This window comes from Kitasatospora sp. NRRL B-11411 (assembly GCF_000721345.1).
Classification (GTDB): Bacteria; Actinomycetota; Actinomycetes; order Streptomycetales; family Streptomycetaceae; genus Kitasatospora; species Kitasatospora cineracea.
The window spans coordinates 1-9,529 of the sequence record NZ_JOGH01000175.1 but is presented as its reverse complement, the minus strand read 5'-3'; the positions used below and the strand labels follow the sequence as shown (position 1 = coordinate 9,529).

Sequence of the window (9,529 nt, the reverse complement as noted above, 5' to 3'; positions counted from 1 at the left end):
TCTCCCCCGTCTCCCCATCCCCCGTCTCTCCCCCCGCCTGCCCTCCTCCCGCCTGCCCTTCCGCTTGGAGATCCCGCAATGAAGTTCACCGACGGCTACTGGCTGATGCGCCCGGGCGTGACCAACCGCTACGCCGCCGAGGTCGCCGACGTCCGGGCGGAGGCGGACCGGTTCACCCTCTGGGCCCCGCTGCGCCGGGTCACCGGACGGGCCGACACCCTCAACTCCCCGCTGCTGACCGTGGATTGCCACTCCCCCGCGGAAGGGGTGATCGCCGTCCGGTTCACCCACCACGCCGGGTCGGTCCGTCCCGGCGGCGGCTTCGAACTGGTCGGCCGCACCGAGGGCGCCGGCAAGGTGGTCCGGGACGGCTCGGCGGTCGAACTCCGGTCCGGCGCACTGACGTTGCGGGTGGACACCGAGGGCCCGTGGAAGGCCCGGTTCCTGTCCGACGGCGAGGTGCTCACCGAACTCGGCGAGCGCGGCCTCGGCTTCGCCGTCGACGCCGAGGGCAGGCACCACATGGTGGCCCAACTGGCGCTCGGCGTCGGCGAGTCGGTGTACGGCCTGGGCGAGCGGTTCACCCCGTTCGTCAAGAACGGCCAGACCGTGGACATCTGGCAGGCCGACGGCGGCACCAGCAGCGAGCAGGCGTACAAGAACGTCCCGTTCCACCTGAGCAGCCGCGGCTACGGCGTGCTGGTCAACCACCCCGGGCGGGTCTCGTACGAGGTGGCCTCGGAGGCCGTCGGGCAGGTGCAGTTCAGCGTCGAGGACCAGTCGATGGAGTTCCTGGTCTTCCAGGGACCCACCCCCAAGGAGGTGCTGACCCGCTACACCGGCCTGCTCGGCCGCCCGGCCCTGCCGCCGGCCTGGGCGCTGGGTCTGTGGCTGTCGACCTCCTTCACCACCGACTACGACGAGGCGACCGTCACCCGGTTCACCCGGGGCATGGCCGAGCGCGGCATCCCGCTGTCGGTCTTCCACTTCGACTGCTTCTGGATGCGCGGCTACCACTGGAGCGACTTCGTCTGGGACCCGGACACCTTCCCCGACCCGGAGGGCATGCTGGCCCGGCTCAAGGAACAGGGCCTCAAACTCTGCGTGTGGATCAACCCGTACCTGGCGCAGCGCTCCGAGCTGTTCGAGGAGGGCCTGCGCGAGGGCTACCTGGTGCGGCGCACCGACGGCACGGTCTGGCAGTGGGACCTGTGGCAGCCCGGCATGGCGCTGGTGGACTTCACCAACCCGGCGGCGACCGCCTGGTTCACCGAGCGGCTGCGCCGGCTGCTGCACCAGGGCGTGGACTGCTTCAAGACCGACTTCGGCGAGCGGATCCCCACCGACGTGGTGTGGCACGACGGCAGCGACCCGGAGCAGATGCACAACCTGTACACCCAGCGGTACAACGAGGCCGTCTTCGAGCTGCTGCGCGAGGAGCGCGGCGAGGGCGAGGCGGTGCTGTTCGCCCGCTCCGCCACCGCCGGCGGCCAGCAGTTCCCCGTCCACTGGGGCGGCGACTGCGAATCCACCTTCACCGCGATGGCCGAATCCCTGCGCGGCGGCCTGTCGCTGGGCCTGTCCGGCTTCGGGTTCTGGAGCCACGACATCGGCGGCTTCGAGGGCACCCCGACCGAGGCGCTGTTCAAGCGCTGGGTGCAGTTCGGCCTGCTCTCCTCGCACAGCCGCCTGCACGGCTCCAAGTCGTACCGGGTGCCGTGGGACTACGGCGAGGAGGCGGTGGACGTCACCCGCGCCTTCACCCGGCTCAAGCACCGCCTCGCCCCCTACCTCCAGCGCGCCGCCCAGCAGGCCCACCTGCACGGCACGCCGGTGATGCGGGCGATGCTGCTGGAGTTCCCGTCCGACCCGGCGGTCGCTCCGCTGGACCGGCAGTACCTGCTCGGCGGCGACCTGCTGGTGGCGCCGGTGTTCACCGAGGACGGCACGGTCGAGTACTACGTCCCCGAGGGCGTCTGGACCAACGTGCTGACCGGCGACGAGATCACCGGCCCGCGCTGGGTCCGCGAACGCCACGGCTTCGCCACCCTCCCGCTGCTGGCCCGCCCCGACTCCGTCCTCCCGCTCGCCGCCGACGACTCCCGCCCGGTCTCCGACTGGGCCGACGACCTCACCCTGCTGGTCCACGCCTTCGCCGACGGCGCCACCCGCGAGGTCGTCGTCCCGGAGACCTCCGGCACCGGCGCGGCAGCCGTCTTCACCGTCCGCCGCGAGGGCGAGCGCCTCCTGGTCAGCACCGACAGCCCCAAGCCCTGGAACCTCCAGCACGCGGGCCGCCGCCACACCTTCCCGGCGAACACCTTCGAGGCCGAACTCCCGCTCTCCTGACCCCAGTTCACACTTCCCCGGGGGCGGGGCCGCGCCCCCGGGGACTCCCCCGTCCACACCCGCCCCGCCGGACCGGGCCCTGTCCGGACTAGGCTGGCACCATGGCCGGTCCGGTGCTGTCGATCGAGTTGGCGGAGCCCGTTCCCCCGTCCGCCCTGCGGGAGTTGCGCGCGCTGCTGACGGGCCTCTCCTCCCGCTGCACGGAGCCGCGGCCCGGCTGCTACGACCTCCACCTGCCCGCCGACCGCCTCGGCATCACGGCTCCCGCACCCCCGCCCGGCCCGACCACCCTCCCGCTCCCCCTATTCCCCCTGCTCGCCGACGTCCCGGCAGGGCTGGTCGGGTTCGACCCGCAACGGCCCGGGGGCGACCGGCCGTTCGACGTCCACCTGATGGGTCCCGGCATCGGTGACGAGGACGTCTTCACCGCGGAGCACGCGGACCAGCCCGAACTGCCGGCCGCCCTCGGCTTCCGCCCCACCCACGCCGTCAACGTCAGCGCCGCCTGCAACGACCAGGTCGACCACCTCGCCGCCGCCCTGCTGACCGCCGCCGTCATGGACGTGCTCGGCGGCGTCGCCCACGCCGAACTGCGCCCCGACCAACTCCCCCTCGTCACCGGCCTGCCCGGCCTGCTCGCCCTCTTCGACGGCAACGGAGCCGCCCTCGGCACCGCGGACTTCCTCCGCGCCTGGGCCGCCCGCCCCGGCTTCCGCCTGCTCAAGTAGCGCGGACCGCGGACCCGCCCCGAACGGGCCGCTGCGACCGGGGCCCCGCCGCGCCCAACGAGCGCCCTGGGCAAGGGGGTTCCGGCGATCCCGGGCCCGCGATCAGGTCACCGTCACCCGGTAGGTCTCCTGGTGCTGGAACAGCTTCCTGGTCCGCTCGTCGCAGCCGGAGCAGTTCGCCACCACGATCGTGGTGGTGCCCGGCCGCCGGGCCTTGAAGACCAGGTAGAGGTGTCCGCCGTCCCCGCTCGGCGCGCCGGCGTCGCTGTACCGGTCGACGCCAACGAAGCCCACCACGGCCGGATCCGGGTCCGGGGCGACGGGCCGCCAGTCGGTGCCCGGGACCACGGGGAGCTTCCAGTACAGCGAGAACGTCTGCCCGGCCCGGACCGACAACTCGTCCGTGCTCCGGTCGAACACCTTCCCGTGCCCCGTCCGCCCCGCACCGATCACCAGCCACGCCACCACCAGCACCGCCCCCGACGCCACCAGGCCGACGACCACCCGCCCCCGCGTCCCCATCCCCGTTCCCCTCTCCACGATCCGCCCCCTCCGGGCACCACTCGGACGGACACCCCCACGATCCGGTTCCCCGGGGACCCTGCGAGCGGACGGCCGACGGTTCGTCAGCTATCGTGCCCGGCCATGGGAGAGCTGATCGTGGTCCGGCACGGCCAGACCGAGTGGAGCCTGTCGGGCCGGCACGCGGGCCGCACCGACGTACCGCTGACCGCCGCGGGCGAGGCCGCCGCCAGGGCGCTGGCGCCGAGACTCGCCCGGCGCCGGCTGGTCTCGGTGTTCAGCAGCCCGCTGAGCCGCGCCCTGCGGACCGCCGAACTCGCGGGCCTCTCCGGCGTCCGCCCCGATCCCGACCTGGTGGAGTGGGACTACGGCGGCTACGAGGGCCTGACCGCCGAACAGATCCAGGCGTCCAGGCCGGGCTGGGACCTCTGGCAGGACGGCGTCGCGCCCGGCGGAACCGACCACCCCGGCGAACAGCTCCACCAGGTCGCCGCGCGCACGGACGCGGCACTGGACCGGATCCGCCCCCTGCTCGCCGACGGCGACGTCGCCGTGGTCGCCCACGGCCACCTGGCCCGCGTCCTCACCGCCCGCTGGCTCGGACTCCCCCCGTCCGCCGCCCGCCTCCTCGGCCACCCGCACCCCGGCACCCTCAGCACCCTCGCCGTCGAACACGGGCAACCGGTCATCTCCGCCTGGAACGTCCCGTAGCGGCCCACCGGAGTCACGGAGCCAGCGCGGCCGCCACCCGGACGAGGCGGTCCGCCGACAGCGCGAAGGGGTTGGCCGGGTTGCGGAACGAGTACCGTCCGCCGCTGATCCGCGGACCGTCCCCGACCGCACTCCAACTCACCGGCCCACAGGGGCCTTGGCCCTCCAGCAGGGCAACCGCGAGCCGCTCGGGCTCCTCGACCGCAGTCCGGGCCCGCAGCGCCGCCGCCAGCCGCCCGACGGCCTCCACGGGTACGGCGGTATCGCCGCACGCGGGCAGCAGGAGCAGCAACCGGCTGTCGGAGTCGGTGGTGGAACCGCCCGGCAGCCCGTTGTCGGCGGCTGCCGTCAACTCCGCCCAGGACAGCCCGGGCCCCATGAAGTGGCCGCCGTCCACGGCGAGCAACTCGGCGCGGTCCCAGTCGGGATGGTGCAGGAGGTAATCGGTGCCGACGTCCCCCTCCGCGTTGCGGTAGACGACGTGCAGCCGGCCCGCGGCAACCGGCACGCTGAAGACCGGCCACTCCGCCCGACCCGACAACTCGCGGTGGAACTCCTCCGCAGCCTCGTAGTCCGCACCGAACAGCATTTCCTCGACCCCCTCGCCCTGCCCGCAGGAGGAGAGGTGCCCCAACCAGAACAGCGGCTCGTCAAGGAGCTCGGGAAACCGGCCGAACGGCCCCCCGCCATAGCCCGGTATCCGGTCCGCCCGCACGCCAACGCCGTTCGTCACGGCACCCATCATGCCGCCGTGGTCGGACACCCCCGGAAACCGCGGGCCGCGCGCTCACCGGTCCGGGGATCTGCGTGGCGGCGGCCACCCGATTCCCGCTGGGGACGGCGACCGACACCAGGTGCACGCGGTACCGACACCCGAGGCAGGTCAGGCGGGTGTGATCGGCTCCGCCCGGGTGAGTTCCACCCACCGGTTCACCTCGTCGGCGTGGCTGCCCGTGCTTGTTGTCTCTGCGACGGCTGCGACGGCCTCGGGCGTCGGCTCGCCGTTGCGGAAGAGCAGGGCGAGCGGCCAGGACGGAGTGTTCGGCTGCCCGCCGTCGAACGCGTCCCAGCACCAGGGGGCGTCGAACTTCCACGCGCGCCCGTCGCGGTCGACGACCTCGTCGCCGGTTTCCAGGAACGCGAAGGGGCGGAAGAGCAGTTCGAGCCGGAGCGGCACACCGCCGGCCGGGTCGATCTCGTAGCCCTGCTCCTCCAGCCTGGCGTCATGGGACTCGCCCTGCCGCAGGACGTCGAGGTAGGTCGCGGGCCGTGGCAGCCAGCCGGTCTCCAGGGGCGGGTCGAAGTGGCGGACCGCCAGGACGTGCACCACGGTCGGGGGGATCCCCACCAGGCACCTGTCGCCGGCCTTCAACGTGTCCTCCGCCGGCCTCGTCCGGAAGTACTCGCTTTCCCAGTCGTAGTCCGCCGACGTCGGAAGAGCCACGTCGCCGTTCCATTCGAGCCCATCCGCCGCCACGTCGATCTCCCACCACGGCCAGCGCACCGAGACGTGGGACCAGGAGACCCCGGTGACGGTGACCTCGGTGAACGGGCATCCCATCCTCAGCACGTCGCCCGCCCGGTACCGGATGCCGTCAACGCTGTGAGCGCCTGATTCCGCCTGACTGTGCACGGTGCCTCCCTGGGTTCGGGAAGCGATCATCACAGAATCGGGAAGCGGTCTTCAAAGGGCTGGAACGCCGCCGACAGCGATCACCGCCCCAACGGACGGCTCGGGACCACGGCTTCCCCGAGCACCTCCCAGCGCAGTCGTCCGCGTCCAGCAGTTCGGCTCGGCGCGGCGCGGCACGAGCACTCCGCGTCCTGCGGTTACCGGGGACGACGTCCCGGCGGCAAAGAGGCGCACGCCCGGTCCGGGCCGGAGGCCGCGCTTTCCCTCGTGCGGGTCTGCGGTGTCGGGCCGGCCCCACCTCACCTCACCACAGCAGTCGCTGACCAACCGGCCGTGCGGAGAGCCGTTCTAGGCTCTGCTCGGTATGGAATCGCCGAGGACGTGGACCAGGACGGCGAACAGGTTCGTGTCAGCGTGGGGTTCCGGCCACCACGGGACGTGGCCGGGGGCGTCGAGGGGGAGTTCGTCGATCGTCGCGTCGGAGTGTTCCCGGGTGCGCCGGTAGAACTCGGTGATCCGGTCGCGGGTCTCGTGCTCGGCCGCCCACAGGTCGCTGCCGTCGGAATCCTGCCAGCGGGGCGGCGGCTCCGGCTCCGGGGAGGGCCGGTCGAAGACCTCGCCGAAGTACCTGGCTTCGACGGTGGCCACGTGCTTGACCAGGCCGAGGAGGTTGGTCCCGGTCGCCGTCAGAGGTCGGCGGGCGTCGTACTCGGAGAGGCCGTCGAGCTTCCGGAGCAGTGTCTCGCGGTCCCGCCGCAGTCTCCCGTGCAGATGGCCTTCCGCAAATCCGCCGATCATGCGGCACGAGCCTGCCCCGGGCCGCACGTGCTTTCAAGGTCCCTGGTCGGCCGCCGCCCTGACGGCCCGTCCGCGCGCCGAGCGCGGCGCGGGCGCCCGGTGCAGGTTGCCTGGCACGGCACTAGTATGGGGCGCTGCCGTGGGGAGCGGCGATGTGGCGAGGGGCGGGGAGATGCAGCAGCTGATCGAGCTGGCGATGCCGGACGGGCAGGCGGTCTGGGCGCTGGTGGACGGTCCTTCGGGTCCGCGGGACACCGGGCTGGGTGAGCAACTCGCCACCCGGCTGGAGGGGTTGCAGGAGTCGCTGCACGCCGTCGCCACCAACGTGCGCAGCGCGGTCGCGGCGGCCCGGCCCGACGAGGTGGCGGTCGAGTTCGGGCTGGAGCTGGCCGCCGGGCGCGGCGGCGTGGTGGCCGCGCTGACCGGTGTCGGCGGGAAGGCCACGTTCAAGGTCACCCTCAAGTGGACCTCCGGCGGCCCGTCCGCCGACCGGCCCCGGGCCGAAGAGCCTGCCGAACCCGAGGAGCCCGGGGAGCCTGCGGAGCCCGAAGCGTCCGGGGAGCCTGCGGAGCCCGAGGCGTCCGGGACGTCCGAGGCGTCCGACGGCGGCGCCGAGCCCGGCGTGTCCGGGCAGCCCGACGCCCCCGCCGCCGGGTCCTGAGCGCGGCGGGGCCCCGCGCTCGATGCGGAACTTCGATCCGCTGACCGCCCTGCAGGCGCTGCTGGAACGCTGCCGGGTCCGGGTGGACGGCCGGACGGACGGCAGCGGGTTCTTCGTCGCGCCCGGCTTCGTGCTGTCCTGCGCGCACGTGGCCGGCGGTACGGCGGGTACACCGGCCCGGGTCGGGTACGAGGGCGGGGTGTACTCGGCGACGGTGCTGGCCGCCGCGCCGGACGCGGCCTCCGCCGCCGGCCAACCCCTGTACCCGTTCCCGGACTTGGCGCTACTGGAGCTGGACGCCCCGCCGCCCGGCCACCCGTGCGTCTGGCTCGATCCGGAGGCGCCGCCGTCCGGGACGAGGGTGACGACGACCGGTTTCACCCGCGATCTCGGGCCCCGGACGGCCGTGCTGGAGGCGGGCGGCCGGACCGGTCCGCCGGGGCGGGCGATGCTGGAGCTGGTGGTGGGCGAAGTCAACCCGGGGCTGTCGGGCGGGCCGGTGCTCAGCCACCGTTCGGGCGGGGTGGCCGCGGTGGTGAAGGCGACCCGGCAGGAGGACAGCGCGATGGGCGGCTACGGGGTGCCGGTGTCGGCGCTGCGGCTGCTCGACCCGGCGGCGTACCGGCGGGTGCTGGCCGCGCACGACCGGTTCCACGCCGCGGACGACCGCTGGCGCACGCTCGCCGACGCCCTGCCGTCCGCCGACGCGCCGTGGGCGGAGCCGCGCACGGCCGCGGCCGGGGAACGACTGGCCGCCCGGGTCGCGGAGCGCGTGGCGGACCGGGCGTTCCTGGCGCTGCTGGCCGAGCTGCCCCCGGACTCCGCCGCCGACCTGCGCGCCGCGTTCCTGCGTGCCGCCCCGCCGGGCACCTTCGAACCGGACCTCCCGCTGCTCGACCGCCGCGACGTCTACCTGGAGCTGGCCGCCCGGATCACTCTCGACGGCGACCACCTGACGCCCGAACTCGCCTACTGCGCCGACCTGGTGCGCACCCTGCCCGCCCACGGACCGCTCACCCGCGCGCTGCGCGACCGGGTGCTGATCCGGGCCGGGGAGACCGGCCGCGGCGAGGCCGCCCGCCGACGGATCGACAGCACCCCCCTCACCCCCACCACGACGGCCACGACCACAGCCACGACCGTGACGACCGCCCCGCCGCGCCCGTCCGTGATCGGCCGGGTCCGGCATTCGCTGCGCGACCGCACCCGCTACCACGTGATGGTGTGGCAGTTCCGCAGCCCGGAGGAGATCGTCCCGGCCGGCGCCGAGTCCGCCGAACTGACGCTCCCTCAGGCCCTGCGCCTGCTGGGCGAGTTGCTGCCACCGCAGATCGAGACGGTCGAGGCGCTGGAGGCCCTGGACGGGGCGCCCGGCCGGACGGCGCTGGTGGAGCTGATCCTGCCGCACGAGGCCCTGGACGAGGACTACGCGGACTGGCGGCTCTGGCCGGAGCTGGAGTGGTGGACGCTGGGCCGGAAGCACCGTCTGGTGGTCCGGCCGCTCGAACGCCACCAGGAGCCGAGGCTGCACCACCCCTGGCTGAAGCGCTGGACGCAGCTGGCCGACCGTCCGCTCGACCGGGCGCTGGTCTGCGTGTGCGGGCGCGGCCGCCAGCAGCGTCCGCAGGCGCTGGACGCCGCGTTCAACACCGCCCCCGAACTGGCCGCGCTGGCCCTGGCCGGCGCCCCGCGCGGCGGCACGCTGGCGCAGGCGTTCCGGGTCGCGGTGGCCTCCGGCATCCCGGTGATGCTGTGGGAACGCGGCACCGACCCGCGCCCGCTCGCCCCGGACGCCTGCGCCACCGGCTGCACCGCCCCGGGCCGGGGCGACTGCCCGGACGGCCGCTTCCTGCGCGCAGCCCGCAAGGCGCTCACCGGCACCCACCGGGACGCCGTCCCCGACCGGATCTGCGACCTGCGCAACGAGGCCGAACTGTACGAGGATTCTCCCGACACTGACGCCACCCCCAACGCCACCCCCGACACCGGCACCGACACCGCCAGCCCGGACGCCCCGCTCGGCGACCGGGTGGTGCTGCTCTGGGACGACCCGGCCCGCCAACTGCCCCGCACCCGCCTCGCCCCGGCCACCCCCGCGCCCGCACCCGCACCCGCGCCCGCCCAGAC

Annotated in this window: 8 protein-coding genes and 1 pseudogene; 5 read left to right on the top strand and 4 right to left on the bottom strand. The window is 74.2% G+C overall.

The features are described 5' to 3' along the window. Window positions 1–78 precede the first annotated feature (78 nt). Together yicI and IH44_RS0137240 are read left to right on the top strand one after the other, a co-directional pair. Complete coding sequence (yicI, locus tag IH44_RS0137245; protein WP_030464277.1) at window positions 79–2,349, top strand: alpha-xylosidase; 2,271 nt, start codon at window positions 79–81, stop codon at window positions 2,347–2,349. A 101-nt stretch (window positions 2,350–2,450) separates the two neighbouring features. Then, complete coding sequence (locus IH44_RS0137240) at window positions 2,451–3,077, top strand: DUF6368 family protein (protein WP_030464276.1); 627 nt, start codon at window positions 2,451–2,453, stop codon at window positions 3,075–3,077. Between the two features lie 102 nt (window positions 3,078–3,179). Here IH44_RS0137240 and IH44_RS0137235 read toward each other — a convergent pair whose 3' ends face one another. Continuing rightward, window positions 3,180–3,599, bottom strand: a complete 420-nt coding sequence (locus tag IH44_RS0137235; protein ID WP_157852600.1) for a protease inhibitor I42 family protein — start codon at window positions 3,597–3,599, stop codon at window positions 3,180–3,182. 123 nt (window positions 3,600–3,722) lie between these two features. Here IH44_RS0137235 and IH44_RS0137230 point away from each other — a divergent pair, with 123 nt between their 5' ends. Continuing rightward, on the top strand, window positions 3,723–4,310 hold the full coding sequence (locus IH44_RS0137230; RefSeq protein ID WP_030464274.1) for a histidine phosphatase family protein: 588 nt from the start codon (window positions 3,723–3,725) through the stop codon (window positions 4,308–4,310). 13 nt (window positions 4,311–4,323) lie between these two features. Here IH44_RS0137230 and IH44_RS0137225 read toward each other — a convergent pair whose 3' ends face one another. The 3 genes and pseudogenes from IH44_RS0137225 to IH44_RS0137215 form a co-directional block, all read right to left on the bottom strand. Next, a complete protein-coding gene (locus IH44_RS0137225; RefSeq protein WP_232795246.1) occupies window positions 4,324–5,073 on the bottom strand; it encodes a hypothetical protein in 750 nt (249 codons plus the stop codon). A gap of 120 nt (window positions 5,074–5,193) precedes the next feature. Next, window positions 5,194–5,871, bottom strand: a complete 678-nt coding sequence (locus tag IH44_RS0137220) for a hypothetical protein (RefSeq protein ID WP_051818115.1) — start codon at window positions 5,869–5,871, stop codon at window positions 5,194–5,196. Between the two features lie 435 nt (window positions 5,872–6,306). Continuing rightward, window positions 6,307–6,741, bottom strand: a pseudogene (locus IH44_RS0137215) (DUF664 domain-containing protein); the annotation flags it as partial. A gap of 172 nt (window positions 6,742–6,913) precedes the next feature. On the opposite strand from IH44_RS0137215, the gene IH44_RS43435 reads away from it, so the two are divergent. Together IH44_RS43435 and IH44_RS0137205 are read left to right on the top strand one after the other, a co-directional pair. Beyond that, window positions 6,914–7,402, top strand: a complete 489-nt coding sequence (locus IH44_RS43435; protein WP_051818113.1) for a CU044_2847 family protein — start codon at window positions 6,914–6,916, stop codon at window positions 7,400–7,402. A gap of 22 nt (window positions 7,403–7,424) precedes the next feature. Continuing rightward, window positions 7,425–9,529, top strand: a 2,105-nt coding sequence (locus IH44_RS0137205; protein WP_030464269.1) for a trypsin-like peptidase domain-containing protein, incomplete at its 3' end; no start/stop codon positions are given.

Bases quoted from the DNA above. Each gene is read 5' to 3' on its own strand.
- yicI (WP_030464277.1), top strand. From the start codon at position 79: ATGAAGTTCACCGACGGCTACTGGCTGATGCGCCCGGGCGTGACCAAC.
- IH44_RS0137240 (WP_030464276.1), top strand. From the start codon at position 2,451: ATGGCCGGTCCGGTGCTGTCGATCGAGTTGGCGGAGCCCGTTCCCCCG.
- IH44_RS0137235 (WP_157852600.1), bottom strand. From the start codon at position 3,599: ATGGGGACGCGGGGGCGGGTGGTCGTCGGCCTGGTGGCGTCGGGGGCG.
- IH44_RS0137230 (WP_030464274.1), top strand. From the start codon at position 3,723: ATGGGAGAGCTGATCGTGGTCCGGCACGGCCAGACCGAGTGGAGCCTG.
- IH44_RS0137220 (WP_051818115.1), bottom strand. From the start codon at position 5,871: ATGGGATGCCCGTTCACCGAGGTCACCGTCACCGGGGTCTCCTGGTCC.
- IH44_RS43435 (WP_051818113.1), top strand. From the start codon at position 6,914: ATGCAGCAGCTGATCGAGCTGGCGATGCCGGACGGGCAGGCGGTCTGG.